The 26,266-nt window shown below is 71.5% G+C and carries 22 protein-coding genes; 13 read left to right on the top strand and 9 right to left on the bottom strand.

The window, feature by feature from the left end; translation table 11 throughout:
* Position 1: 1 nt before the first annotated feature.
* A complete protein-coding gene (locus ACI2L3_RS24490; protein ID WP_404754523.1) occupies positions 2–772 on the bottom strand; it encodes a glucose 1-dehydrogenase in 771 nt (256 codons plus the stop codon).
* Positions 769–1,413 carry a TetR/AcrR family transcriptional regulator gene (locus tag ACI2L3_RS24485; protein ID WP_404754522.1) on the bottom strand — a complete coding sequence of 215 codons (645 nt, stop codon included), beginning with the start codon at positions 1,411–1,413 and terminating at the stop codon, positions 769–771. Before ACI2L3_RS24485 ends, ACI2L3_RS24490 begins: the two co-directional genes overlap by 4 nt.
* Before the next feature lie 152 nt (positions 1,414–1,565).
* On the opposite strand from ACI2L3_RS24485, the gene ACI2L3_RS24480 reads away from it, so the two are divergent.
* The 3 genes from ACI2L3_RS24480 to ACI2L3_RS24470 all read left to right on the top strand — a co-directional run bounded on the left by ACI2L3_RS24480 (position 1,566) and on the right by ACI2L3_RS24470 (position 5,963).
* Entirely contained in the window at positions 1,566–3,221 is a 1,656-nt protein-coding gene (locus tag ACI2L3_RS24480; protein ID WP_404754521.1) for an FAD-binding dehydrogenase, read from the top strand.
* Positions 3,222–3,362: 141 nt separating this feature from the next.
* Positions 3,363–4,325: a hypothetical protein gene (locus tag ACI2L3_RS24475; RefSeq protein WP_404754520.1), complete on the top strand. Its 963-nt coding sequence runs from the start codon at positions 3,363–3,365 to the stop codon at positions 4,323–4,325.
* A gap of 72 nt (positions 4,326–4,397) precedes the next feature.
* Entirely contained in the window at positions 4,398–5,963 is a 1,566-nt protein-coding gene (locus ACI2L3_RS24470) for an APC family permease (RefSeq protein WP_404754519.1), read from the top strand.
* Positions 5,964–6,045: 82 nt separating this feature from the next.
* Here ACI2L3_RS24470 and ACI2L3_RS24465 read toward each other — a convergent pair whose 3' ends face one another.
* Positions 6,046–7,443: a GntP family permease gene (locus ACI2L3_RS24465; protein ID WP_404754518.1), complete on the bottom strand. Its 1,398-nt coding sequence runs from the start codon at positions 7,441–7,443 to the stop codon at positions 6,046–6,048.
* Between the two features lie 89 nt (positions 7,444–7,532).
* The gene (locus ACI2L3_RS24460) at positions 7,533–8,048 is read right to left on the bottom strand and encodes a gluconokinase (RefSeq protein ID WP_404754661.1); all 516 of its coding nucleotides are present in this window, start codon (positions 8,046–8,048) and stop codon (positions 7,533–7,535) included.
* A gap of 138 nt (positions 8,049–8,186) precedes the next feature.
* On the opposite strand from ACI2L3_RS24460, the gene ACI2L3_RS24455 reads away from it, so the two are divergent.
* Together ACI2L3_RS24455 and ACI2L3_RS24450 are read left to right on the top strand one after the other, a co-directional pair.
* Positions 8,187–8,888, top strand: a complete 702-nt coding sequence (locus ACI2L3_RS24455) for a FadR/GntR family transcriptional regulator (RefSeq protein WP_404754517.1) — start codon at positions 8,187–8,189, stop codon at positions 8,886–8,888.
* A gap of 28 nt (positions 8,889–8,916) precedes the next feature.
* Positions 8,917–9,336 (top strand): YchJ family protein, encoded by a 420-nt coding sequence (locus ACI2L3_RS24450; RefSeq protein ID WP_404754516.1) that lies wholly within the window; start codon positions 8,917–8,919, stop codon positions 9,334–9,336.
* Between the two features lie 29 nt (positions 9,337–9,365).
* Here ACI2L3_RS24450 and ACI2L3_RS24445 read toward each other — a convergent pair whose 3' ends face one another.
* Positions 9,366–10,643 carry a lipase family protein gene (locus ACI2L3_RS24445; RefSeq protein ID WP_404754515.1) on the bottom strand — a complete coding sequence of 426 codons (1,278 nt, stop codon included), beginning with the start codon at positions 10,641–10,643 and terminating at the stop codon, positions 9,366–9,368.
* A gap of 360 nt (positions 10,644–11,003) precedes the next feature.
* Here ACI2L3_RS24445 and ACI2L3_RS24440 point away from each other — a divergent pair, with 360 nt between their 5' ends.
* Positions 11,004–13,883, top strand: coding sequence for a peroxidase family protein (locus ACI2L3_RS24440; RefSeq protein ID WP_404754514.1), 2,880 nt, complete (start codon positions 11,004–11,006; stop codon positions 13,881–13,883).
* Positions 13,870–15,267: a hypothetical protein gene (locus ACI2L3_RS24435; RefSeq protein ID WP_404754513.1), complete on the top strand. Its 1,398-nt coding sequence runs from the start codon at positions 13,870–13,872 to the stop codon at positions 15,265–15,267. Before ACI2L3_RS24440 ends, ACI2L3_RS24435 begins: the two co-directional genes overlap by 14 nt.
* 6 nt (positions 15,268–15,273) lie before the next feature.
* On the opposite strand, the gene ACI2L3_RS24430 is transcribed toward ACI2L3_RS24435, so the two are convergent.
* Both ACI2L3_RS24430 and ACI2L3_RS24425 read right to left on the bottom strand, forming a co-directional pair.
* Complete coding sequence (locus ACI2L3_RS24430) at positions 15,274–16,836, bottom strand: acetolactate synthase large subunit (protein ID WP_404754512.1); 1,563 nt, start codon at positions 16,834–16,836, stop codon at positions 15,274–15,276.
* A 45-nt stretch (positions 16,837–16,881) separates the two neighbouring features.
* On the bottom strand, positions 16,882–17,925 hold the full coding sequence (locus tag ACI2L3_RS24425; protein ID WP_404754511.1) for a GlxA family transcriptional regulator: 1,044 nt from the start codon (positions 17,923–17,925) through the stop codon (positions 16,882–16,884).
* A gap of 52 nt (positions 17,926–17,977) precedes the next feature.
* Between ACI2L3_RS24425 and ACI2L3_RS24420 the strand changes: the two genes are divergently transcribed.
* From ACI2L3_RS24420 to ACI2L3_RS24400, 5 genes are all read left to right on the top strand, one after another.
* The gene (locus ACI2L3_RS24420) at positions 17,978–18,406 is read left to right on the top strand and encodes a cupin domain-containing protein (RefSeq protein WP_404754510.1); all 429 of its coding nucleotides are present in this window, start codon (positions 17,978–17,980) and stop codon (positions 18,404–18,406) included.
* 188 nt (positions 18,407–18,594) lie between these two features.
* Positions 18,595–18,684 (top strand): K(+)-transporting ATPase subunit F, encoded by a 90-nt coding sequence (gene kdpF / locus ACI2L3_RS24415; protein ID WP_033264828.1) that lies wholly within the window; start codon positions 18,595–18,597, stop codon positions 18,682–18,684.
* 8 nt (positions 18,685–18,692) lie between these two features.
* Positions 18,693–20,357, top strand: a complete 1,665-nt coding sequence (gene kdpA, locus ACI2L3_RS24410; protein ID WP_404754509.1) for a potassium-transporting ATPase subunit KdpA — start codon at positions 18,693–18,695, stop codon at positions 20,355–20,357.
* Positions 20,354–22,516, top strand: coding sequence for a potassium-transporting ATPase subunit KdpB (gene kdpB / locus ACI2L3_RS24405; RefSeq protein WP_404754508.1), 2,163 nt, complete (start codon positions 20,354–20,356; stop codon positions 22,514–22,516). Before kdpA ends, kdpB begins: the two co-directional genes overlap by 4 nt.
* Positions 22,517–22,523: 7 nt before the next feature.
* Positions 22,524–23,186, top strand: a complete 663-nt coding sequence (locus tag ACI2L3_RS24400) for a potassium-transporting ATPase subunit C (protein ID WP_404754507.1) — start codon at positions 22,524–22,526, stop codon at positions 23,184–23,186.
* 25 nt (positions 23,187–23,211) lie between these two features.
* Here the strand turns inward: ACI2L3_RS24400 and ACI2L3_RS24395 are convergent, their stop codons facing one another.
* A complete protein-coding gene (locus ACI2L3_RS24395; RefSeq protein ID WP_404754506.1) occupies positions 23,212–23,613 on the bottom strand; it encodes a hypothetical protein in 402 nt (133 codons plus the stop codon).
* 142 nt (positions 23,614–23,755) lie between these two features.
* Here ACI2L3_RS24395 and ACI2L3_RS24390 point away from each other — a divergent pair, with 142 nt between their 5' ends.
* Positions 23,756–24,841: a glucokinase gene (locus ACI2L3_RS24390; protein ID WP_404754505.1), complete on the top strand. Its 1,086-nt coding sequence runs from the start codon at positions 23,756–23,758 to the stop codon at positions 24,839–24,841.
* On the opposite strand, the gene ACI2L3_RS24385 is transcribed toward ACI2L3_RS24390, so the two are convergent.
* Positions 24,763–26,154 (bottom strand): glucose-6-phosphate dehydrogenase, encoded by a 1,392-nt coding sequence (locus ACI2L3_RS24385; protein WP_404754504.1) that lies wholly within the window; start codon positions 26,152–26,154, stop codon positions 24,763–24,765. The two genes, ACI2L3_RS24390 and ACI2L3_RS24385, sit on opposite strands and share 79 nt — an antisense overlap.
* Between the last annotated feature and the right edge of the window lie 112 nt (positions 26,155–26,266).

Below are 26,266 nucleotides of genomic sequence, written 5' to 3'. Positions count from 1 at the left end.
TTCACTGCCCCATGACGTACTTCACGGTGGGGCCGGCCGTCCAGCCGCCGTCGACGGCCAGCTCGGCGCCGGTCACGTAGGACGCCGCGTCGGAGAGCAGGAAGACCATCGCGCCCGCGATCTCGTGCGCCTCACCGACCCGGCCCATCGGGGTGTTGGGGTACTTGCCCTCGCCCTGTTCGATGCCGACCTGGGCGGTCATCGGGGTGTACGTCATGCCGGGGTGGACGGAGTTGACGCGGATCCGGGCCGTGCCGAGCTCCACCGCGCCGATCTTGGTGAGGCCGCGCACGCCCCACTTCGACGCGCCGTATCCGGCGGTGAGGGCGAGGCCCATCAGGCCCGCCGCGGAGGAGATGTTGACAATGGAGCCGCCCCCGGCCTCCTTCATGGCGGGCACGACGGTCTTCATGCCGATGAACACGCCGGTGAGGTTGATGTCGAGGACCTTGCGGAAGTGCTCGACGGACTCGGACTCCAGGAACTGGCCGGTGGATATGCCGGCGTTGTTCACCAGGCCGTGGAGCGCGCCGAACTCGGTGACCGCGAGGTCGGTGACGCGCTGCCAGTCCTCCTCGGACGTCACGTCGTGGTGCGCGAAGCGGGCCCGCTCGCCGAGCTCGGCGGCGGTGGCTTCGCCCTCCTCGTCGAGCACGTCGGTCAGGACGACGTTGGCTCCGGCGGCGACGGCCTGGCGGGCGGCCTCGGCGCCGAGCCCGCGGGCGGCGCCGGTGATGAGAACGGTCCTGCCGGTGAGGTCGTACGTGGTCATGAGCTCTCTCCAAGGGTGGGTCGGGGCGCCCGCAGCAGCGCCGCGGTGGTCTCGACGAGGTCGGCGAGGAAGACGTCCTCGCCGGTCAGGGGGGTGGTGCCGGCCAGGTACTGACGGGCGCGGTCGCCGAGGGCGGCGCCGATCAGGGTGAGCGCGAGGTCGATCCGCTCCAGGCGCACCGGCTCCGGCAGGACGGGGGCGAGGTGCTCCTCCAGCCGCCCGATCAGCGTCCAGTAGACGGTGCCGTCGATGGTGGGGTGCGGGGTGCGGGTGCGCACCCCGCTCTCGTGGCTGAGCTGGGCGGAGATGCGCAGACAGCGCCGTCCGCGCTCGGTGCGCAACTCGCCGGCCTCGGTGTTCACCAGGGCGGTCAGCAGTCCGCGCAGGTCCGCCGCGGCGCTCCCGGCGCGCTCCAGCTCGGCGGCGAGGACCCGTTCGGTGCGCTGCTGGCGCGCGGCCATCACGGCGTCGAGGAGACCGCCGCGGGAACCGAAGTGGTACTGCACCGCGGAGGGGTTGCTCTGGCCCGCGAGCCGGACGATGTCCCGCAGCTGGGCGCCGTCCACGCCCTGGGCGGCGAAGACCTCCTCGCCGGCGCGGATGAGCTTCTCCCGGGTCTCCGGGCCCGATGTCCTTGCCATGAGCGCATGTTAATGCTGGCCATTATTAAAAGCGAGCGGCGTTTCCCGTCCGCTCCCGGTTGACGGGCGTCACGCCGCTGCCGAGGATTCGACCTGGGCGGGACATGACCCACCAGTAACGTCGCGGGACCTTGTCGAGGAGGACGACCTCTATGGCGTACGACGCAGATGTGATCGTGATCGGGGCAGGGCTCGCCGGACTGGCGGCGACCGCGGAGCTCGTCGACGCGGGCCGCCGGGTCATCCTCCTGGACCAGGAACCCGAGCGGTCGCTCGGCGGCCAGGCGCACTGGTCCTTCGGCGGCCTCTTCTTCGTGAACTCGCCCGAGCAGCGGCGGATGCGGATCAAGGACTCGCACGCGCTCGCCCTCCAGGACTGGCTGGGGACGGCGGCCTTCGACCGGCCGGAGGACCACTGGCCGCGCAAGTGGGCCGAGGCGTACGTCGACTTCGCCGCCGGTGAGAAGCGGCCCTGGCTGCACGCGCAGGGCGTCAGGTTCTTCCCCGTCGTCGGCTGGGCCGAGCGCGGCGGTTACGACGCACAGGGCCACGGAAATTCCGTGCCGCGCTTCCACATCACCTGGGGCACGGGCCCGGGACTGCTCGCGCCCTTCGTACGGCGGGTGCGCGACGGGGTGGCGCGCGGCCTCGTCGAGCTCAAGTGCCGGCACCGCGTCACCGGGCTCTCGCGCAGCGCGGGCAGCGTCGACACGGTCAGCGGCGAGGTCCTGGAGCCGTCGGCCGTCGAGCGGGGCAGGGCCAGCAGCCGGGTGGTGACCGGGAGCTTCGAACTCCGCGCCCAGGCGGTGATCGTCACCTCCGGCGGCATCGGCGGCAACCACGACCTCGTACGCGCCAACTGGCCCGAGCGGCTCGGCACCCCGCCCCAGAAGATGATCTCCGGCGTCCCCGCGCACGTGGACGGCAAGATGCTCGGCATCGCGGAGGACGCCGGGGCGCGCCTCATCAACCGCGACCGCATGTGGCACTACACCGAGGGCATCGAGAACTGGAACCCCATCTGGGAGCGGCACGGCATCCGCATCCTGCCGGGCCCCTCGTCGCTGTGGCTGGACGCGCGCGGCCGGCGCCTTCCCGTGCCGCTCTTCCCCGGCTTCGACACGCTCGGCACCCTCGACCACATCATGAAGACCGGTTACGACTACACGTGGTTCGTGCTCAACCAGCGCGTCATCGGCAAGGAGTTCACCCTTAGCGGCTCGGAGCAGAACCCCGACCTGACCGGCAAGTCGGTGCGCGGCGTCGTCGACCGGGCCCGGTCCGAAGTGCCGGGCCCCGTCAAGGCGTTCATGGACCACGGCGTCGACTTCGTCGTCGAGAAGGACCTCGGCGCCCTCGTGCGCGGCATGAACGCGCTCACCAAGGAGCCGCTCATCGACGAGGACGACCTGCACCGCACCATCGCCGCCCGCGACCGCGAGATCGCCAACCCCTTCACCAAGGACCTCCAGATCACGGCCATCCGCGGCGCCCGCAAGTTCCTCGGCGACCGCCTCATCCGCGCCGCCGCCCCGCACCGCATCCTCGACCCCAAGGCCGGACCCCTCGTCGCCGTCCGCCTCAACATCCTCACCCGCAAGACCCTCGGCGGCCTGGAGACCGACCTCTCCTCCCGCGTCCTGACCGAGGGCGGCGAGCCCCTGCCGGGCGTCTACGCGGCCGGGGAGGCCGCCGGATTCGGCGGCGGGGGAGTGCACGGCTACCGCTCCCTCGAAGGCACCTTCCTCGGCGGCTGCCTCTTCTCGGGCCGCACGGCGGGCCGCGCCGCCGCCCGCGCGGTGAACTGACTGGTGGCGGGCGAAGTCTGCGGATTTTGAAATGAGTTGGTGAAGAGCCGGTCACCACCGGGCCTTGACGTGGAGCGGTGCCTACCGCTTTGCTGTGCGTGATCATCCGCTCGCAAGCCGCGCCGGGGAGGACGTCCCGCGGTGTCACCACCCCCACCCCCACTGGGCCGCTCCCGCAAGAAGACCGCGGGGCACGCCTTCGACGCCGCACTCGACGACGCCGCTCTCGTCACCGCCCGTGCGGCACTGGCGCAGGGCCGCTGGACCGAGGTCCGCGCGCTGCTCGCCGCCACCGGCGACGACTGGGACCGCAGGGGACACCGCTTCGACGTGCTCAGCCAGGAGCCGACCACCGCCGCGTGGGCACGCGACTGGCAGCTCGCCGAGCCCGAGAGCCACGACGCCGAGGTGCTCCTCGCCTTCGCCGCCGTGCACAAGGCGCTGCGCGGCAAGGAGCGTTCGGACAAGGTGCGGGCCCGCTGCCGCGACGCCGCCGCACGCGTCCCCGCCGACCCGACGCCCGTCCTCGCGCTCCTCATCCTCGAACGCTCACTGGGCCACGAGGAGGACGTCGTACGCCTCTTCGACGAGATCCGGCACCGCCACCCCGAACACCACCACGCCCACCACCTGATGGTCGCCCGGCTCGCCGAGCGGCGCCCCGGCGCGGGCCAGGACCCGATGCACGAGGTGTACGACTTCGCGGCCTGGGCCGCCGAACAGGCGCCCGCCGACTCACCGCTGGCCGTGCTGCCCGTCGTCGCCCACGCCGAGCGCTACCGCGTCCTCGCCGCCGCAGGCCTGGAACCGCCCGACCCCGCCGCGTCAGGCCACTGGGTCGGCCGGCGCGCCCGCGGCGTCATGAAGGCCGCCTTCGACTGGTGGCTGGAGTGGGAGACGCCCGACGAGCCGGGCCACCCGCGCCACCACATCGACCTCAACTTCCTTGCCCACGCGAAGTCCTGCGAGGGCAGGGCGGCCGAAGCCGCCGCGCTCTTCCACCGCATCGGACGGTACGCGACGCCGGCCCCCTGGTCGTACCCGGACCGCGACCCGTACGCGGCGTTCACCGCCGCGCGGGCCGCCGCGTTCGGCGCGGCCTGACAGCACACCCTCCGGAAGTACGCCCGCTGAAAGCACGCCCCCGATCAGTACCCCCGAAAGGACAACCGCGCCATGGCGACGGGAAGTTCAAGCCCGAGCGGCACCAGATCCCCCAGTGAACCGACGGGTGACACCGGGATCAGCACGTACAAGGGACAGGAGCAGGCGCTGCGCGCGGGCCGGCTCGGCACGGCAGGACTGCTGCTCTCCGTGCTCGCCGCGACCGGCCCCCTGATGGTCGTCGCCGGCGTCATGCCCACCACGTACGGCGTGATGGGCATCGTCGGACAGCCGCTGCTCTTCCTCATCCTCGGCGTCGTCCTCGCCCTCTTCAGCCTCGGATACGCCGAGATGAGCCGGCACGTCCACAACGCCGGCGCGTTCTACGCGTACATATCCCGCGGCCTCGGCGGCACCGCCGGCGCGGGCGCCGCACTGGTCGCGCTCGTCGCCTACAGCGCCCTCCAGGCCGGCCTGTACGGACTGCTCGGCTTCGAGGTGTCCGGGCTCCTCCAGACGTACTTCGACGTCGAGGTCGCCTGGTGGATCCCCGCGCTGATCACCGTCGCTCTCGTCGGCGTCCTCGCCTGGCTGAAGATCGACCTCAACGCGCGCGTGCTCGGCGTCCTGCTCCTCATCGAGGTGGCGCTCGTCGTCATCTTCGACATCGCCGCCGTCGTCGACCCGGCCAAGGAGGGCCTGTCGCTGCACGCCTTCAACCCGGACACGCTCACCGGCGCGGGCGTCGCCACCTCGCTCTGCTTCTGCATCGCGGCCTTCACCGGCTTCGAGCAGGCCCCCGTGTACGCCGAGGAGACCAGCCGCCCGCACGTCGTCGTCGCCCGCGTGATGTTCTTCGCGGTGGGCTTCGTCGCCGTCTTCTTCGCGCTGAGCTCCTGGGCGCTCACCGTCGCCGCCGGCCCCTCCGGCATCGTCCCCGCGGCACAGGAACAGAGCGCCGGACTGCTCTTCGGCCTCACCGAGTCCCGGCTCGGCGGCACCTTCACCGACGTGCTCCACGTCCTCTTCGTGACCGGCATGTTCGCCGCGATCCTCAGCTTCCACAACGTCGTCGCGCGGTACGCGTTCGCGATGGGCCGCGAGGGGCTGCTGCCCGCCGCGTTCGGCCGCACCAACACCGCCACCGGCGCGCCCGGCACCGGCTCGCTGCTCCAGACCGTGATCTCCGTCGTGGTCGTGATCGGCTTCGCCGTCGCCGACGACGGCAAGGCGGGCGACCCGACGGCGCCCGTACTGCACCTGTTCACCTGGGGCGGCAACATCGGGGCGCTCGGCGTGATCCTGCTGATGGCCACGGCGTCCGTCGCCGTCATCGTCTTCTTCGCCCGCCGCGGCGCCGCACGCGCCCAGGCCTGGCGCATCGCCGCGTCCGCGCTCGCCACGGTCGGACTGCTCGTCATCGCCGGCTACACCGTCAAGGACTTCGACGTCCTCGTCGGCGCGGGCGAGGGCTCCGCGCTCAGCTGGGTGCTGCCCGGCATCATCTTCGCCGCGGCGGTGATCGGCGTGCTCTACGGCCTGATTCTGCGCTCCCGGAACCCGGGGGCGCATGCGCGGATCGGCCTCGGGAACGAGGCGTTCCAGCTTGAAAAAGCATCTGAGGGCACGGAACTGTGAGAAACGCCGGAGGGGCTGACAGAGTCAGCCCCTCCGGCGTTTGAGGAGCGGGGTCTGGGGCGGAGCCCCAGGAGACGGCGCGCTAGATGATCAACGACAGGAGCAGCACCAGGCCCCCCGCCACCACGGAGATGATCGTCTCCATGACGGACCACGTCTTGATCGTCTGGCCGACGTCCAGGCCGAAGTACTCCTTGACCAGCCAGAACCCCGCGTCGTTGACGTGCGAGAAGAAGAGCGAACCCGCACCGATCGCGAGCACGAGCAGCGCCGTGTGCGAGGTCGACATGTCGGCGGCGAGCGGCGCCACCAGACCCGCCGCGGAGATCGTCGCGACCGTCGCGGAACCCGTCGCGAGGCGGATGGCCACCGCGATCAGCCAGGCCAGGAGCAGCGCCGGGATCGACCAGTCCTTGGAGAAGTCCAGGATCATCTGGCCCACGCCGACGTCGATGAGCGTCTGCTTGAAGCCGCCGCCCGCGCCCACGATCATCAGCACACCCGCGATGGGGGCGAGCGACTTCTCGACGGTCGTGGAGAGCCGGTCCTTGGTGAACCCGGCCGCCCGGCCCAGCGTGAACATGCCGACGATGACCGCCGCGAGCAGCGCGATCAGCGGCGACCCGATGACGTCGAAGACCCGCTGCACGGTGGTCTCGGGGTCGTCGACCACGATGTCCACCAGCGCCTTGGCCAGCATCAGCACGACGGGCAGCAGCACGGTCGCCACCGTCACGCCGAAGCCGGGACGCTTGTCCAGGTCCTCCGACGGACGCTGCGGGATCATCTTCTCGGGGGCGGGTACGTCCACCCAGCGGGCCGCGACCTTCGAGAACAGCGGGCCCGCGATGATCACCGTCGGGATGGCGACGAGGACGCCGAGCGCGAGCGTCACGCCGAGGTTGGCCTTGACCGCGTCGATCGCGACGAGCGGGCCGGGGTGCGGCGGGATGAGTCCGTGCATCACGGAGAGTCCGGCGAGCGCCGGGATGCCGATCCGCATCAGCGAGTAGTTGCCGCGCTTGGCGACCATCAGGACGACCGGGATCAGCAGCACGATGCCGACCTCGAAGAAGAGCGGCAGACCGATCACCGAGGCGATGAGGACCATCGCCCAGGGCATCGCGCGCCCGCCCGCCTTGGCGAGGATCGTGTCGACGATCTGGTCGGCGCCGCCGGAGTCGGCGAGCAGCTTGCCGAGGATCGCGCCGAGCGCGATGAGCACACCGACGCCCGCGACGGTCGAGCCGAGCCCGCCGGTGAAGCTGGTGATGGCCTTGTCGAGCGGGGCGCCCGCGAACGCGCCGAGCGCGAGCGACCCGACGGTCAGCGCGAGGAACGCGTGCAGCTTGAACTTGGTGATGAGCAGGACGATGACGGCGATGCCCGCGAGGACGGCGATCCCCAGCTGGGCATGGCCCGCCGAGGTGATCGGCTCGACGGACTCCGCTGCCAACATCTCGACGCTGAGATGGGTCACGGTGGCTTCCTTGGACGTGATGGGAACGTGCCCCGTAAGGGGCGCGGGGAACTGCGCGACCAGCCACGGGCGGCCCGCAGACAAAGTGCTTAGTCGAGGCCTCGCAAGGCTTCGAAGGCCCGGTCGGCGATCTCCTCAGGGCTTCCGGCGACGTCGACGGCGACACCCGCCTCGTCCGCCCCGAGAGGCTGCAACGTGGCGAACTGCGAATCCAGCAACGCCGTAGGCATGAAGTGCCCCTGCCGATGCGACATCCGGTCCTCGATGAGGGCCCGGTCACCGGTGAGGTGCACGAAGACGACGTCGGGAGCGGCCGCCCGGAGCCGGTCCCGATAGCTCCGCTTCAGCGCCGAGCTGCTGACGACCCCGCCGAGGCCGGCCCGCCCGTGCGCCCAGGCGCCGATGGCGTCGAGCCAGGGCCACCGGTCGTCGTCGGTGAGCGGCGTGCCGGAGGACATCTTCGAGATGTTCTCCGCCGGGTGGAAGTCGTCGCCCTCGGCGTAGGGAACGCCGAGCCGGTCCGCGAGCAGGGGGCCGATCGTGGTCTTGCCGGTCCCTGCCACGCCCATGACTACGACGACGTGGGGGGTGCGCCGTTCCTGCATCGCGTACTGCCTCGCTGTCTTCATCGACATCGGTCGGTTGTTCACGTCACTGAAACTCATTAGGTCAGACGAATTCAAGAGTCTGTGACATAAAAGTCTGACTTATTGTTCACGCGCCGGCCCTCGTAGGCTTCCGTCATGACCGCACACGCCCGAGGGCTGCACTCCCGCGTACTGGAAAGCCTCGGGCCCGCCATCACCGCCGGCGAGTACCCGCCGGGCAGCGTGTTGCGCACAGACGAGCTGGGGCAGCGCTTCGAGGTGTCACGCTCCGTGATGCGGGAGGCGGTCCGGGTCCTGGAGTCCATGCACCTCGTCGAGTCCCGCCGCCGCGTCGGCGTGACCGTACTGCCCACCGAGCAGTGGAACGTCTACGACCCGCAGGTCATCCGGTGGCGTCTGGCCGGTGCCGACCGGCCCCGGCAGCTGCGCTCGCTGACCGTCCTGCGGTCGGCGGTCGAGCCGGTCGCCGCGGGGCTCGCCGCGCGGTACGCCACGGCCGCCCAGTGCGCGGAGCTCACCGAGTGCGCCCTCGGGATGGTCGCCCACTCGCGCGGACACCAGCTGGAGGGCTACCTCAAGCATGATGTCGCCTTCCACCGGGTGATCCTCAACGCGTCCGGCAACGAGATGTTCGCCCGGCTCGGCGACGTCGTCGCCGAGGTCCTGACGGGACGTACCGCACACCAGGTGATGTTCGAGGACCCCGACCCGCCCGCCGTCACCCTGCACGTCCAGGTCGCCGAGGCGGTCAGGGAGGGCGACGCGGTCCGCGCGGAGGCCCTGACGCGGGAGATCGCCCTCGGCGCCCTGGAGGAGCTGGACATCCTCGCGCCCTGAGAGCCGGTCCCGGTGGCGGTCGGCGACAATGGGCACCATGTCCCGACGTGCCGCCCCGCGCCCCGCCGCCACGCCCTGCCCCTGCGGGCACCCGCTGCCGTACGAGAAGTGCTGCGGCAGGCTGCACCGCGGCGAGACCGCCGCGGCCACCCCCGAGGAGCTGATGCGCTCCCGCTACAGCGCCTTCGCCGTACGGGACGAGGGCTACCTGCTCCGCACCTGGCACCCCCGCACCAGGCCCCCGCGCGTCGAGTTCGACCCGGCGCTGCGCTGGGTGGGCCTGGACATCGAGGAGACCACGGAGGGCACGGCGTTCCACAGCACCGGCACGGTCACCTTCCGGGCCCGCTACACCGACAGCGGCCGCCCGGACTCCCTGCACGAGAAGAGCCGGTTCGAGCGCGTCGACGGGGCGTGGGTGTACGTCGACGGCACCTTCATCGACTAGGCCGTACTGTCATCACCGAGCGGCGCCCCTCACAGCACGTCCCCGAACTCGCTCAACACCCCCGGTGGCGTCAGCGCGTTGACGTAATGCCCCGGCCCATGATCCTCGAACGAATACGTGAACGGGATCGTCCGGGTCAGCGCGAGGCGGGCCGCGAAGAACGCCAGCGGCGCCACCACGGCGAGCCCCGCGAGACTGTCCATCTGCGGGTAGTGCAGGCCGGGGTCGCTCACCTCGGCCCAGCCGCCGGCCCGCGGCCCCCGCGCCAGCTCGGACAGTGAACGCCCGGCGGCCCGCGCCCTGCGGCCCGCCATCCGGCGCAGCTGCCCGCGCAGCAGGTCGCCGGGGAGCGAGACCGCGTCGATCGCCGTCTCCGCCGCGAAGGCGAGCGTCCCCTCCGCCACCCCGCGCGGCCTGCGGTAGTGCAGCTCGCGGCCGAAGGGGGCGTACGGTCCGACGGGCCGCGGCGGCAGCGCGGGCACCACGTCGCGGTCGAAGATGTAGCGCAGCAGCCGGTCCCGCAGCACGTACTCGCCCCGGTGGTCGGTGGCCCGCGTGCAGGCGTCGGCGAACTCGGGGCCGCCGAGCAGCGGCTGGCCGAAGGTGTAGACGGCCCGCAGCCGTTCGGCGATGGTGTGGTAGCGCGGCTCGTGGGCCAGGACGACGCCCATCAGCGCGGCCATCGCCCCGCCGAGGCTGTGCCCGGTGATGTACAGCGCCTCCATGCCGTCGCCGCGTACGCCCTTCTCCTCCGGGTCGACGGACTCGCCGCGCGCCGCCCGGTCGAGGGCCTGCATGATCAGGTGGCGGGTGGCGCGCATGTTGCGGTAGAAGCCCGCGTGGACCTGGTGGCGGTCGCCCGCGAGGTCGACGGAGAGCGTCTCGGGGCGCACGTCGGCGTCGGTGAGGATGCTGATGATGTCCTCGGGCTGGGTGCCGCGGTAGCAGAGGATCACCACCCGCCGGTCCTTGTCCTGGATCAGATACGCGGCCGACGCGATGTACATGGCGTCCACCCGCTGCTCGAAGACGCGGCAGCGGTTCTCCTCCAGGCCGAGCCTGGACATGATCATGGCGACGGTACGCGGGTCGCCGACCCGCCCGGCACCTGCGTACGCGTACGCGGCGCACGTCGCCATCGTGTGCGGGACGGGCCCCTCGGTCTCCGGCAGTCCCTTGTCCGCGGCCAGCAGGTCCACCAGGTCCCGGTGCACGGGGAAGGCCGGGTGCCCCGGCGCGCCCTCCGTGGGCTCCTTGAACGGGCGCAGCTCCGCGAAGCTCGGCCCTCTGGCGAAGTCGTCCCGCATGGCGTTCCCCCACAACGAGCGGCAGCTGCACCGGAGTTGCGAGCACACCACCGGCCCGGCACACCGTCAACTCGGCGGCGCCGCGGCGATCGGCACCCGACGGGACTTGGCCATCGCGTGCGGTCCGCGCGTGGGACTGGTGGGAACGGAGACGCACACGGGGTGTGAACGGAACACCCACCGTCGCCCGCCGCACCCGGAAGCACCCCGCCCACGGGCCCAAACGCCCTGGCCCGCCCGCCAGTTCGACACGCACGGGCCACCGCGCACATAGGCGGGAACCCTCGCTGCGGCCGACCGGTGCCGCCAGTAGCGTCTGCCTGCCCCGTGCGAAGGAACGTGCGAAGGAAGAGGCGCCCGATGGCCGACACCGGACAGCACCAGCAGAGTCACGAGCGCTACATGGGCGGCAGCCCGGAAGCGGAGCGACGGCTCTTCGAGCGACTGGCCAAGGAACTGATGAAGGTCCAGGAGAAGAACCGGCGCGCGGCCAAGGCCGCGGACATCGGACGCGTCCAGCACGAGAAGGCCGCCCTCGGCGTGGAGAACGCCCGCCTGCGCTTCCACGACGACCTGCCCGACGCGCTGCGCAGCGGCTTCGCGCAGCCCGGCGCCGAGTACGCGGCAACCGTACGGCTCTCCAACGCGGGCGGCATCCGGCAGGCCGACGGCGCCCCCGACCTGCGGGGCGCCGCCGTGCGCGTGGCCGTCTCCGCCGAGGAGCACCACGACCTGCTCGCCACCAACCACCCGGTCTCGCACGCCCGCGACGCCCGCGAGTTCGTCGCCTTCGCCAAGGCCATGGCGGGCGCGACGACCCGGCTGCGGAAGGCCGCCGCGCTCTTCGTCAAGCTCCCGCTCACCGTCGGCCTCGCCACCGCCACCCGGATGCGCCGCAACGTGCAGGCCGCCACCCGGCACACCGTGCACAGCCTCGCCGGCGAGACGTACTGGAGCCGCAGCGCCATCCTGTGGGGCGAGGCAGGACCGGTCCGCTACCTGCTGCGCCCCACGGGCGCCGCCGGCGCCGCCAAGTCCGACCCCGGGCGCCGCGACCCGCAGTACCTGCGCCGCGAGCTGGAGACCCGGCTCGCCCGGCAGGACATCACCTTCGAACTGTGCCTGCAGCGGTACGTCGACGAACGCCGCACCCCCGTCGAGGACGGCTCGGTGGAGTGGCTCGAGTCCGTCGCCCCCGCCGTGCCCGTGGCCACCCTCACCATCCCGAGCCAGGACCTCGACACCGCGGAGGCGCGCGCCGCGGGCGGCCGTGTGGAGGTGATGGGCTTCAACCCGTGGTTCACCACCGAGGAGTTCCGCCCGCTCGGCAACCTCAACCGGGCCCGCAAGGCGGCGTACGAGGCGAGCGCCGCCCACCGGCACGGCCTGCGTTTCGTCACCGGCGAACCGCTGCGCAACCAGGTGCTCGGCGCGCCCGTCGGCGCGGCCCTCCGGCTCCTGAACCGCTCCGTGCCGTGGCACAGGCTGCCGGTGCAGGTGAGCCTGCTCAACCTCGTCTTCCTCCGCAAGGCGCTGCGCCGCCTCAACCTCATCGACACCGACGTGCACGAGGCGCCGCCGAAGGTGATGCCCGTGCCCGCCCCGGTCGACGAGCGGCTGCGCACCACCCGTTCCTACGACGGGACGTACAACGACCTCTCCAAGCCCGGCATGGGAGCCGTGGGCGCCGCCTTCGGCCGGAACCTCGAGCCCGTCTACCGGCCCGATCTCTTCGACGTGCCGAACCCGGTCACCGTCAGCCGTGAGCTGCTGCACCGCGACACGTTCCTGCCCGCGACCTCGCTGAACGTCCTCGCCGCCGCCTGGATCCAGTTCCAGGTCCACGACTGGGTCAACCACCGCCGCCACAAGCCCGGCGGCAAGTCCGTCGAGGTGCCGCTGCCGCCCGGCACCACCTGGTACAACACCCCGGGCGGGCCCGCCGAACGCGTGATGCGCTTCGCCGACAACGAAGCCATCGAGCTCCCCGGCGACCGGCCGCCGATCCTCTTCGCCAACACCGCCTCGCACTGGTGGGACGGCTCCGAGGTGTACGGCGAGAACGAACACACCGCCAGGTTCCTGCGCGAGCCCGACGGCGGCGCCAAACTCCGCCTGGAGGAGGGCCACCTGCCCCTCGGCCCGAACGGTGTGCCGCTGACCGGCTTCGCCGAGAGCTGGTGGATGGGGCTCAGCGCCATGCACACCCTCTTCGCCCGCGAGCACAACGCGGTCTGCGACGCGCTGCGGCACGCCTACCCGTCGATGAGCCAGGAGAGCGTCTACCACACCGCGCGCCTCGTCGTCTCCGCCCTCATCGCCAAGATCCACACGGTGGAGTGGACCCCGGCGATCCTCGCCACCGAGGCCATCGACATCGGCCTGCGCACCAACTGGGAGGGTCCGCCGAGCAGTTGGCTCAACAAGCTCGGCCTGTGGCTGTTCGAGTCGCACTCGCTGACGGGCATACCCAAGACGCTGCCGGACCACCACGGAACGCCGTACTCGCTGACGGAGGACTTCGTCACCGTCTACCGCATGCACCCGCTGATCCCCGACGACTTCGAGATGCGCGAGCACCACTTCGGGCAGCGCCTGGAGACCCTGAGCTTCCACGACATCCAGGGCGGCGCAGCCGAGGCCGCCATCCGCAAGACGGGCCTCGCCGACACCCTGTACTCCTTCGGCATCTCCCACCCGGGCGCCATCACCCTGCACAACTTCCCGCGCGCGCTCCAGCACTTCGAGCGCGACGGCGAGATCATCGACCTGTCCGTCGTCGACCTCGTCCGCACCCGCAGGCGCGGCGTGCCCCGCTACAACGACTTCCGCGAGGGCCTGCACAAGCAGCGCATCCGCCGCTTCGAGGACCTGTCGCAGGACCCCGAGACCGTCGCCCGCCTCAAGGACGTCTACCACTCCGTCGACGAGATCGACACCGTGGTCGGCCTGTTCGCCGAGAACCCGCCGCACGGCTTCGGCTTCAGCGACACGGCGTTCCGCATCTTCATCCTGATGGCCACCCGGCGGCTGCAGAGCGACCGCTTCCTGACCGTCGACTTCCGCCCCGAGATCTACACGCCGCTCGGCATCGACTGGGTCCAGAAGGGCGGCATGAACTCCGTCCTGCTGCGGCACTGCCCGGAGCTCGCGGGCCTGCTGCCGCGCGGGGCCAGCGCGTTCGCGCCGTGGCGGCAGGTGCAGCCGATGAGCGACAGGGGCGAGCGTGCGGACGGCTGAGGGCGGGGCGGCCGAGGGCGGCGACCCCGGCCACGCGGGCCTCGCGGACCTGTTCGCCCGGCCTTTCCTGGAGACGGTCTGGCGCCGCCGCACCCACCGGGTGAGCCGCGGCGCCGCCGTCCCCGCGGGCTCGATGAGCTACCGGTCGCCGCACGAGCCGCGGCCCCTCTCCGAGCTGGAGGAGGCGGTGCTCATCGCGCTGACCGGCTGCACCGGCCTCACCATGCCGGACCGCCCCTTCGACGACCCGCGCGACGGCAAGCCCATCATGGCCAAGCCCAACATGACCATGGCGGGCCGCACCGCGGGCAGCCCCGACAACGCGCAGGGCACGCACTTCTTCCTGATCAACGACTCGGGAACGTACTTCCTGCGCAGACTGCCGCCCGCCCCCAGCACCCCCCTCGACGCGACGAGCCTGGTGGCGCGGGCCCGGCAGGCGAAGGTCCGCGTCCTCGACCACCGCCTGGACGTCGCCGAGGACCGCCGCGACTTCCCGGCCTACCTGGACTCGAACCGCTTCCTGTCCAACCTGCCGGGCACGACCGTCCTGTTCCCGGTGGTGGACCTCTCCCACCAGTACATCAACGCCCTCATGTACCTGCTCACGCAGCCGGACGACGTCCGCCCCACGCTGGTCGACGACCGCAACTTCTACCAGCCGGCGGGCGTCAAGAAGTGGGTCAAGAACGGCTTCCTCAACGGCGACATCAAGCTGCCGCTCGGCGCGCTCGGCCCGCTGCGCACCCAGATCGAGGCCGACCTGCTCCTGCAGAACCTGATGCTGAGCGCCGAGGCGATGGGCCTCGGCGCCTGGATCCACGCCTCCATCAACCCCCAAATCGCTCTCGGCGACCCGAAGTTCTCCCGCGCCTACGGCAGAATGCTCGGCTTCACCTTCGTCACCCCGCGCTGGCGCCTGCCCGACCTGTGGCGCTGGCACGTCCCGCTCCCCAAGTACGCCAGCCTCCGCTCCCAGCCGGTCGGCCTCACGTCACCCGACGGCGAGCCCCTGATCGAGGCGGCGTGCCCGCCCGCGCACCGCACGATGACGGAGGCGGTCGACGCGGTGATCCGCGCCAAGTTCGGCCCCGGCGGCACCTACGGCGACAAGGAGGTCTTCGCCCGCATCTACAAGGAGGAGTACGGGCAGCGGTACCTGGCCGAGGCCAGTGAGTACGAGGAACGAGTGATCGACTGCACCCGGGACATCTGCGAGTACATCCTGCGCACCCACCGCCGCTTCCCCGCGCACACGGACGCGATCCACGTCCCGGGGGTGTGGCTCCAGGTCCACCACGTGGAGACGGAGTACTACGACAAGTTCTTCGCCGACGGCCTCACGGACGCACACCGCAGCCATGAGGGACTGTGGGACGACTGAGGCGCTTCAGCCCAGCGGCGGCACCACACAGTCGATAAGGAACGGCCCCGGCTCCGCCAGGCCCCGCTTGAGCAGCGCCGCGAACTCCTCGGCCGTCGTGGCCCGTCCCGCCGGGACCCCCATCCCGCGCGCCAGCGCGGTGAAGTCCAGGGACGGGCCGGAGAGGTCGAGGAGCCGGCGGGCCCGCGCCCCGCCCGCGCCCGCTCCCACCGCACCCAGCTCCAGATTGAGGATCGCGTACGACCGGTTGTCGAAGACGACCGTCGTGACGTTCTGCTCCTCCCGAGCCTGCGTCCACAGCGCCTGCACCGTGTACATCGACGCGCCGTCCCCGACCAGCGCCAGCACGGGCCGGTCGGGACAGGCCACCCCCGCACCCACCGCGAGCGGCAGCCCCTGCCCCATCGCGCCGCCGGTCAGCGTCAGCCAGTCGTGCGGCGGGGCACCGGCCGTCGCGCCGGGCAGCCAGAGCCCCGAGGTGTTGGCCTCGTCGACCACGACGGCGCCCTCCGGCAGCAGCGCCCCGATCACCGCGGCCGCCGACTCGGCGGTCAGCTCACCGCTGGGCAGCGCCGGCCTGGCCGCCTCCTCCCGTACGCGGCGCGCGCCAGGCCCGACCACTTCGGCGAGCCCCTCGAGGGCCGCCGTCACGTCCTCCGCGCCGGCCGTGAGCCGGTGCACGGCGCACCCCTCGGGCACCAGCGCCCCGCTCTGCCCCGGATAGGCGAAGAAGGCCACCGGCGAGGCGGCACCGGCGAGCACCAGGTGCCGTACGCCCGCCAGTTGCCCCTGCGCGCCCGACGCGAAGTAGGCGAGCCGCTCGACGGCGGGCCGCCCCGCGCCCCGCTCCAGCCGGGCGGGGAACGTCTCGCACAGCAGCTTCGCCCCCGTCGCCGCGGCGATCCGCCCCGCGGCCGCCAGCCCGGCCCCGCGCACGGCCGCCCCGCCGAGCAGCAGGGCGACGCCGTCACCGGACCGCAGCGCCTCGGCGGCGCCCGTCACGGCGTCCACGGACACGAGACCGTGCCGCGCCTGCACGGGCGGCACGGAGACGGGCGGCTCGCCCGCCTCGGACCACGACACGTCGGCGGGCACGACCAGCGTCGCGACGGCGCCGGGCGGCCCGGTCGCCGCGGCGACGGCGGCCGCGACGTCACCGGCGAGCTCGGTGGCGTAGTACGTGCGCCGCGTCCAGGCCGACACGGTGCGGGCCAGCGCCCCGATGTCGGACTCCAGGGGCGCGTCGAGCCGCTTGTGGTGCAGGGCGTGGTCGCCGACGACGTTGACGACGGGTGTCGCGGCCCGCCGCGCGTTGTGCAGGTTGGGCAGGCCGCCCGCGAGGCCGGGCCCGAGGTGCAGCAGCGTGCACGCGGGGCGGCCCGTCATCCGCCCGTACCCGTCGGCGGCGCCCGTGGCCACCCCCTCGAAGAGGCACAGCACGGGCCGCAGGTCGGGCGTCTCGTCGAGCGCGGCCACGAAGTGCATCTCGGAGGTGCCGGGGTTGGCGAAGCAGGCGCGGACACCCGCGTCCACAAGGCCGTTGATCAGGATCTGCGCTCCGTTCGGCATGGCGGTCCGCCTCTGCTGGGTGGCGAGGGTGGGACAGGCCAGTCTTCACGGGGTGCGGGCCGTGGCGGCAGCCGGGATCCGGCCAGCCGCCGCGGGTGTGCCGGGCCCGAACCTGCGCCGGTAGTCGGACGGGCCGAGCCCTGTCTCGCGGCGCATCCGGGCCCGCAGATTGGCCAGGGTGCCCAGACCGCTGCGGTGCGCCACCACGTCCAGGCGCTCCTCGCCCCGCTCGATGAGTCGGCAGGCCAGCGCCACGCGCTCGCCGGTCAGCCAGGCCAGCGGAGTGGTGCCGAGCTGGGCCCGGAAGCGCCGGTGCAGGGTCGCGGTGCTGACTCCGGCGCGGGCCGCGAGACCCGCCACGGTGAGGGGTTCGCCGAGCCGCTCCTGAGCCCAGGCGAGCACCGGCGCGAGGGACTCGTCGGGCACCTCGGGAACGGGCCGTTCCACGAACTGCCGCTGCCCGCCGTCCCGGTGCGCCGCGAAGACGAGTCGCCTGCTCACGGAGTTGGCGACCTCGGCGCCGAAGTCCTTGCGCACCAGGTGCAGCGCCAGGTCGACGGCGGCCGCGCTGCCCGCCGCGGTGAGGATGTCGCCGTCGTCCACGAACAGCACGTCCGGTTCGAGCTGGACGGCCGGAAACCGCTCACGGAAGGAGCCGGCCCACTGCCAGTGGGTGGAGGCCCGGCGGCCGTCGAGGACACCGGACTCGGCGAGCGCGAAGGCGCCGGTGCAGAAGCTCACGATCCGGGCGCCGCGCGCGTGGGCCCGCCGGATCGCGGCGAGCACGTCCGGGGCGCGAGGCACGGTGGTGTCGGGCCGGCCCGGCATGATCAGCGTGTCCGCGGTCTCCGCGGCGTCGAGTCCGGGCACCCCGCTGAGGGTGAAGAACCCGTGGTTCATGCGGACGTCCGGCCTCGGGGTGCACAGCACGAGCTCGTACAGGGCGCCTTCCAGGCCGAGTTCGGGCCGTGGCAGCCCGAAGACCTCCGTGGCGACGCCCACTTCGAACGGGTTGGTGCCCTCGTCGACGACGACCACGACACGGTGCGGCGGCCGTCCGGCACCCGGCTGCGAGGATTCTTGCGGCATGTGCGATTTCTAGCACTCGTGGCGGTGGCATGCCACGGCGCAAGATCACCTCATGAACACCGAACCCACCGCTGCGAACACCGAACCCATCGCCCTCGACCAGGCCTTCGCCTCCTTCGACGCCCTGTGGAGCCCCCGCATCGTCACCTCCGTCAACGACTACGACGTACGCGTCGCCAAGGTCGAGGGCGAGCACGTCTGGCACGTCCACGACCACACCGACGAGTTCTTCCTGGTGCTCGGCGGCGAGCTCCACATCGACCTGCGCGAACCGGCGGGGGAGCGCCGCGTCACGCTCCCGCAGGGCTCCGTCTTCACGGTCCCGCGCGGCACCGAACACCGTCCGTACGCTCCCGGGGGCGCCCGCATCCTCCTCTTCGAGCCCACCGGCACCCTGACGGTCGGCGACCGGCACGACGAGGTCCCGGATCACGTGGACGCGACGACGGGCCACGCGTATGAGAGCCGTCAAGACGGCTGAAACCGCCGTATGGAGGGTGTCAACGAAGGCCGTGGACGGCGGAATGGGCGGTTACCTCTAACCGTCCGAGCAGGTAATTGCACCGTCCACGTCCTTCAGGAGCTCACGATGGCCGACCTGGCCTTCGTCGTCACCACGATCGCGGTCTTCGCGCTGGTGGCCCTCGTCGCCAAGGGGGTGACCAAGCTGTGACCGCCGAGAACATCGTCGGCCTCGTCGTGGCCGTCGCCCTCCTGGGCTATCTCGTCCTCGCCCTCGTCTTTCCGGAGAGGTTCTGAGTACGGATATGAGCCCCGTCCTTTCCGGTGTGCTCCAGCTGCTCGCGCTGATGGCGGCGCTCGCGCTGGTACACCGCCCGCTCGGTGACTACATGGCCCGCGTCTACGGCTCGAAGAAGCACCTCCGTGCCGAGAAGTGGATCTACAAGGCCATCGGTGCCGATCCCGACACGGAGATGCGCTGGCCCGCGTACCTGCGCGGCGTCCTCGCCTTCTCCGCGGCCGGTGTCCTCTTCCTCTACCTGCTGCAGCGGCTCCAGGGCTCGCTGCCCGGCTCGCTCGGCTTCAAGTCCATCGACCCGGACCAGGCGTTCAACACCGCGGCCTCGTTCGTGGCGAACACCAACTGGCAGTCGTACTCCGGCGAACAGGCCATGGGCCACGTCGTGCAGACCGGCGGCCTGGCGGTGCAGAACTTCGTCTCGGCGGCGGTGGGGATCGCGGTCGCGGTCGCACTCGTCCGTGGCTTCGCGCGCTCCCGCACCGGTGAGCTCGGCAACTTCTGGGCCGACCTGGTGCGCGGCACCGTCCGCATCCTGCTGCCGATCTCGGTGATCGGCGCGCTCGTCCTGGTCGCCTGCGGCGCCCTCCAGAACTTCTCCGGCATCCACGAGGTCGGCCAGTTCCTGGGCGGAAAGCAGGAGTGGAACGGCGGCGCCGTCGCCTCCCAGGAGGTCATCAAGGAGCTGGGCACGAACGGCGGCGGCTACTTCAACGGCAACTCCGCGCACCCCTTCGAGAACCCCAACGGGCTGTCCAACCTCTTCGAGATCTTCCTGATCCTCGTCATCCCCTTCTCGCTGACCCGGACCTTCGGCCGCATGGCCGGCTCGGTCCGGCAGGGCTACGCGATCCTCGCCACGATGGCGACCATCTGGATCGGCTTCACCGCGCTGATGATGTGGACCGAGTTCCACCACGGCGCCCCGGCCTACGACCTGGCCGGCGGGGCGATGGAGGGCAAGGAGACCCGGTTCGGGATCGCCGGCTCGTCGATCTTCTCGGTGGCCACCACGCTCACCTCCACCGGCGCCGTGAACTCCTTCCACTCCTCCTTCACCGGCTTCGGCGGCGGCATCCAGATGCTCGGCATGCAGCTCGGCGAGATCGCGCCGGGCGGCACCGGATCGGGCCTCTACGGCATGCTCATCATGGCGATGATCGCCGTCTTCATCGCGGGCCTGATGGTCGGACGCACCCCGGAGTACCTGGGCAAGAAGATCGGCACCCGCGAGATCAAGCTGGCGGCCTGCTACATCCTCGTCACCCCGGCCCTCGTCCTCGGCTTCACGGCCGTCGCGATGGCCCTGCCCACCCCGGCCGACTCGATGACGAACTCCGGTGCGCACGGCTTCTCCGAGGTCCTGTACGCCTACACGTCCGGGGCCAACAACAACGGCTCCGCCTTCGCGGGCCTGGGCGCCGACACGCAGTGGTTCAACTCGACGATCGGCATCGCGATGCTGCTCGGCCGTTTCCTGCCGATGGTGTTCGTCCTCGCGCTCGCGGGTTCGCTCGCCCAGCAGCAGCCGGTCCCGGCGACCGCGGGCACCCTGCGTACCGAGAAGCCGCTCTTCACCGGCCTCCTTGTCGGCACCATCATGATCATCACCGGTCTCACCTTCTTCCCCGCGCTCGCGCTGGGACCGCTTGCCGAGGGGCTGGCGTCATGAACACTCACACCACACAGCACGACAGGGACGACCGGGACGCGGGGCCGGTCGCCACCGCGGAACGCGCCCCCCACCACGACGTCCCCACCGGCCACAAGCCCGCCGACGCCGCCGACACCGGCAAGGTCGGCGCGGGCCTCTTCGACCCGGCCCAGCTGCTCAAGTCGCTGCCGGACGCCTTCCGCAAACTGCACCCGCGCGTCATGGTCAAGTCGCCCGTCATGTTCGTGGTCCTGATCGGCTCGGTGGTCACCACCGCGCTCGCGGTCAAGGACCCGGGGGACTGGTTCGGCTGGGCGATCACCGCCTGGCTCTGGCTGACCACGGTCTTCGCCAACCTCGCGGAGGCCGTCGCCGAGGGCCGCGGCAAGGCGCAGGCCGACACCCTGCGCAAGGCCAAGACCGACACCGTGGCGCGCCGCCTGACCGGCGACGTCGAGGAGCCGGTGCCCGGGACCGACCTGCGCATCGGCGACCTCGTCGTCTGCGAGGCGGGCGACATCATCCCCGGCGACGGTGACGTCGTCGAGGGCGTGGCCTCCGTCGACGAGTCCGCGATCACCGGCGAGTCGGCCCCCGTCATCCGCGAGTCCGGCGGTGACAGGTCCGCCGTCACGGGCGGTACGAAGGTCCTCTCCGACCGCGTCGTCATCAAGATCACGACGAAGCCCGGCGAGACGTTCATCGACCGCATGATCAACCTCGTCGAGGGCGCGGCCCGCCAGAAGACGCCCAACGAGATCGCCCTGAACATCCTCCTGGCGTCCCTCACCATCGTCTTCCTGCTGGCCGTCGTCTCGCTCAAGCCCTTCGCGATCTACGCGGGGGCCGACGACCAGACCTCGATGATCGTCCTGACGGCACTCCTCGTCTGCCTCATCCCGACGACCATCGGCGCGCTGCTCTCCGCGATCGGCATCGCGGGCATGGACCGCCTGGTCCAGCGCAACGTCCTCGCCATGTCGGGCCGGGCGGTCGAGGCCGCCGGTGACGTCTCGACGCTGCTGCTCGACAAGACCGGCACCATCACCCTCGGCAACCGGCAGGCCGCCGAGTTCGTGCCGGTGCGCGGCACCACCGAGGCCGAGGTCGCCGACGCCGCCCAGCTCTCCTCGCTGGCCGACGAGACGCCCGAGGGCCGCTCCATCGTCGTACTCGCCAAGGAGAAGTACGGCCTGCGCGAGCGGCACCAGGGCGAGCTGACCGGCGCCGAGTGGGTGCCGTTCACCGCGCAGACCCGCATGTCGGGCGTGGACGTCGACGGGCGCAAGGTCCGCAAGGGCGCGACCGGGTCGGTCATCGCCTGGGTGAAGGAACGTGGTGGCGAGGTCACCGAGGATGCACAGGAACTCAACGACCGCATTTCACAGGCTGGTGGCACGCCGCTGCTGGTGGCTCTGGAAGACGCTGACGGCGCCCGGGTCCTCGGGGTGATCCACCTCAAGGACGTCGTCAAGGAGGGCATGCGCGAGCGCTTCGACGAACTGCGCCGCATGGGCATCAAGACCGTCATGATCACCGGCGACAACCCGCTGACCGCCAAGGCCATCGCGGACGAGGCGGGCGTGGACGACTTCCTCGCCGAAGCCACGCCCGAGGACAAGATGGCGCTGATCAAGCGCGAGCAGGCCGGCGGCAAGCTGGTCGCGATGACGGGCGACGGTACGAACGACGCGCCCGCCCTCGCCCAGGCCGATGTCGGCGTGGCCATGAACACCGGCACCTCGGCCGCCAAGGAGGCCGGGAACATGGTGGACCTGGACTCCAACCCGACCAAGCTCATCGAGATCGTCGAGATCGGCAAGCAACTCCTCATCACCCGGGGCGCGTTGACGACCTTCTCGATCGCCAACGACGTCGCGAAGTACTTCGCGATCATCCCGGCCATGTTCGCGGTGGCCTACCCGAGCCTCGACAAGCTCAACATCATGAACCTGTCGTCGCCGGAGTCCGCGATCCTCTCCGCGGTCGTCTTCAACGCGCTGATCATCGTCGCGCTGGTGCCGCTGGCCCTGAAGGGCGTGCGGTACCGGCCGATGAGCGCGGACCGGATGCTGCGCCGCAACCTCGGCGTCTACGGCCTGGGCGGACTTATCGCCCCGTTCATCGGCATCAAGATCATCGACGTACTCATCTCCCTCATCCCCGGCATTGGGTGACTCGGCCATGAACAACTCCGTAGGAAACACCGCCCGGCTGCTCGGCGCGGGACTGCGCGCCCTGCTCGTCCTCACCGTGATCTGCGGCGTCCTCTACCCGCTCGCGGTGACCGGCGTCGCCCAGGTCCTCTTCCACGACAAGGCCAACGGCTCCGAGATCGAGGCGGACGGCAAGGTCGTCGGCTCCGAACTCATCGGCCAGCGCTACGACCTGCCGCTGAAGAAGGGCCAGGAGACGGCGTCGCCGGACCTCAAGTGGTTCCAGCCGCGCCCCTCCAACGGCCTGGGCGAGAACACCGTCAACACCCAGTACAAGCTGCTCCTGTCCGGCGCCACCAACCTCTCCGGCGACAACAAGGAGCTGATCCGGCAGGTGAAGGACGCCAAGGCGGCCGTCATCAAGGACAACTCCACCGCCGACCACAAGGTGAAGCCCGAGGACGTCCCGGCCGAGGCCGTCACCTCCTCCGGCTCCGGCCTCGACCCGCACATCTCCCCGGCCTACGCCGACCTCCAGGTCCACCGCGTGGCGGCGAGGAACCACCTGGCCGTCGGGCAGGTCCGGAAACTGGTCGACGAACACACCGACGGGCGGACCCTCGGCTTCATCGGCGAGCCGCGCGTCAACGTCCTGAAGCTGAACGTCGCCTTGAAGGGGCTGACGGGCTGACGGGCTGACCGGATCGTCCTGAGGGTCAGGGGCCCGGGTCCGAGTCCGGACCTGGGCCCGGCCCCGAATCCGCGCCCGGCTCCGAGTCGCGCAGTACCGTTCGGATGAATTCCTCGGCCCCCGAGATCTGCTGCGCGTCGATCTCCACCTCCCTGCCGTCGGGGTGCCGGACGACGATGGAGAGGTCGGCGCGGCGCTGCTTGACCCAGAGCTGCGCGGACGCGACCAGCGCGGCGACCGTGCCGCTGCTGACCGTGGTGAGGATCAGCTCCGTCATGGCGCCCATCTGCCCGGGCCCGGGAGGCTCGCTCCGCAGCCGGACCCGTCCCCGTAGCCCGTCCTCCCGCTGCAGCCAGGCGTGCAGGTCCCGGATCAGCGTCGTACCGGATCCCGCAGGGCCGCCCGTCACCTCGATCTGTACCGACATCACCGCATCACCGCATCACCGCATCACCGAAATCCGTTCCCGCGTCCGCGCCCGCGCATGGACGTCTCGTCATACTGTGCCCCACGACAACCCGGTCTGGCCGTACGTCAATTGGCCCGGCCCGACCCGAAGTGGTGATGCAGTGCGTACAGCGGTGGCCGCGTTCGACGTGGGGGGCACCCATTCCCGGCTGCGCGGCGGATGGACCGAAGATCCGGAACACGTGGAGCTGAAGGTGCGGACCGCCGACCACCCGTCGCTGGAGGAGCTGCTGCTCGCCTGTCTGCGCCAGGCGGAGCTGCGGCCGGCGCACCTGGTCCTCGCGGTCGCGGGCCGCGTCCCGGCGCACGGCACCGTGCAGCTGACGAACCTCCCCGACTGGCCGCCGTTCGACAGCGCGGACTTCGCGGACCGGCACGGTGTCCGGGTGCGCGTCGTGAACGACATGACGGCCACCGCGCACGGCATGGCCGACCTCGGACCCGACGAGGTGCGGCCGCTCACCCGCCACGATCCGGCCGCCCGCGCCGGTGAACTCCTCGCCGTCTCCGTGGGCAGCGGCGTCGGCAGCGCCCTGCTGGACGAGCACGGCGTGGTTCACACGTCCGAGTCGGGACACGTCACCTGGCAGCCGGTGAACGAGTTCGAGGCGGGGTACCTGTCCTGCCTCCAGCAGGAGTTGGGCGGGGTCGTCACCGTCGAGGAATCCATCGGCGGGCTCCGCGGCTTCGACCGGATGTACGACTACGTATCCCGCGTCACGCCGCCCGGTCCCGCGCTCGACGAGCGGGTGTCGGGGGCGCGCCGTACCGGGGCGGCCGTCGCGCCGGTGCTCACCTCGGCGGCGCTCGCCGGTGACCCCTGCGGCGTCGAGGTCGTCAGGCTGTTCGCCGCCGTCTTCGGCCAGTACCTGCGCGGCGTGGTCCTGGTGTGCCTGCCCGCCGGCGGTGTCGTCACCCTGACGAGCGGGGTGCTTCAGGCGCCCGGGGTGGCGGAACTCCTGTGCTCCGGGACGGAGTTCCTGGACCGCTTCGTCAGTCCGGGCGCCTGCCACCACGACCTGCTGGCGGAGATCCCGGTGCGGCTCGCCCTCGACCCGCTGGTGGGTGTACGAGGTGCTTACCGCTTGGCGGTCCGGGACGCGGGCGGTCACGGGATGGGCTCGCACCAGCCCCCCTCCCCGAGGAGCGCGGCCGACTCCCGTGGCCCCCACGAGCCCCGCGGGTAACTCAGCGGGGCGTCCCGCAGATCCAGGGCCGGCGCCACCACGCGCCACGACTCCTCCACGGTGCGCATGGACACGAACCGCCCCGTCCTGCCCTGAAGAGCGTCCGAGAGCAGATGCGTGTACGCCTCCCACGAGTCGCCGGAGGCGTGCGGGGCCGGCACGTCCCGCAGGTCGAGGCCGAGATCGACCGGCACCGGGCCGGGATCCGCCCCCGGGCCGCGGGCGTTGAGGGTCAGCACCGCCCCGCCGTGGGCGCCGAGCCGGAAGCGGACGCGGGCCGGCCGCGACTCCTGCCGGGCGAACCAGAGACGGTGCTCGGACGGTACGAAGTCGACGACCACCTCGATCGCCGTGGCGGCGAGCCCCTTGCCGGAGCGCAGCAGGAACGGCACGCCCCGCCAGCGCTCGGCGTCGAGGTCGAGCCGCAGCGCCGCGAACGTCTCCACCGTCGAGTCGGCGGCCACCCCCGGCTCCGCCCGGTAGCCCGCGTACTGCCCCCGCACGAGGTGCCCGGCGGCCACCGGACGCACCCGGGCGAGCGCGTCCGCGATCCGCTCGCGGAAGGCCTCCGCGGTGCCGTCGGCCGGGCGCTCCATCGCCACTATTCCGACGAGTTGGAGCAGATGGCTCTGCACCACGTCGCGGACCGCCCCGATCTCCTCGTACAGCGATCCGCGGCTGTCCACACCCCTGACCTCGCAGTGCGTGATCTGCACCCGGGAAATGCTTCTCCGGTCCCAGACCGATTCGAGGAAGGGATTGCAGAAACGAAAAGCCAGCAGATTCTCGACCGCTTCCTTGCCGAGATAGTGATCGATTCTCAGCACGGAATCGGCGGGGAACACCTTGAGCAGCGACGCGTTGAGCAGCCGGGCGGAATCGAGATCACGGCCGAAGGGCTTCTCCACGAGTACGGCGCCCGGCGGGAGGCGTACGGCTCCCATCGCCGCGATCGTCGCGGTGGTCCGCGGCGGCGGCACGCCGAGGAAGTAGACGGGACGGGCCGTGGCGCGCAGCGCCCGGACCACCTCCTCCAGCGTGCCGTGCCGCGTCGCGTCCCCCTCGACGAAGCACGCCCTGGCGAGCAGCCTGCGCATGACCGTGTCGTCCGGCGGGCCGCACATGTCGTGCACGGCAGTGGACACGAATTTATCGAAACCGGCCCGGCCGAGCCCGGGCAGTCCGACAGCGACGACCAAGGGCACGCACTGTTCCGACAGCGACAAGCGGTAGAGAGCGGGCCACAATTTCCGGCGCGCCAGATCTCCGGTCGCGCCGAAAAGGACCAGAGCATCTGCTGATGCGTTCGTCACGCACCCTCCTCAAGGAGAACCGGACGCCGCGAGAATACCCAAGCCGACCGTCCGGGACACGTCTCGCATCCGTGTGCAAGACGTATAATCCGCCCAACTTGCCTTGACCCAC

Source organism: Streptomyces sp. NPDC029674 (genome assembly GCF_044903205.1).
In the GTDB taxonomy this organism is placed as follows: domain Bacteria; phylum Actinomycetota; class Actinomycetes; order Streptomycetales; family Streptomycetaceae; genus Streptomyces.
This window is presented reverse-complemented; position numbering and strand designations above follow the sequence as displayed.